Raw genomic sequence first — 296 nt, forward strand, 5'->3', positions numbered from 1 at the left:
ATCCTCTGGCAGGTCCGGGTACGCCTTGCGGTCAGGCTTGTTCACCCTGACAGGCGTATGCCGTTCGGTGGTCGTCCCGTCGCCGATCTGGCCACTGCCGTTCCATCCCAAGGCGTAGGCGTTGCCGTCGCTGCCCAGGGCCAGGGAATGAGCGCCTCCGGCGCTGGCCTGCACGTAGGTGAAATCCTCTGGCAGGTCCGGGTACGCCTTGCGGTCAGGCTTGTTCACCCTGACAGGCGTATGCCGTTCGGTGGTCGTCCCGTCGCCGAGCCGGCCATTGCTGTTGTTTCCCCAGG

The 296-nt window shown here is 65.9% G+C and carries 1 protein-coding gene; it reads right to left on the reverse strand.

Going from position 1 to position 296, the window contains the following annotated elements; genetic code table 11:
* A partial coding sequence (locus tag H3S97_RS08435; protein WP_232356373.1) for an RCC1 domain-containing protein occupies positions 1–296 on the reverse strand: 296 nt, incomplete at both ends.

It is taken from the genome of Bifidobacterium choladohabitans, from assembly GCF_016102005.1.
In the GTDB taxonomy this organism is placed as follows: Bacteria; Actinomycetota; Actinomycetes; order Actinomycetales; family Bifidobacteriaceae; genus Bombiscardovia; species Bombiscardovia choladohabitans.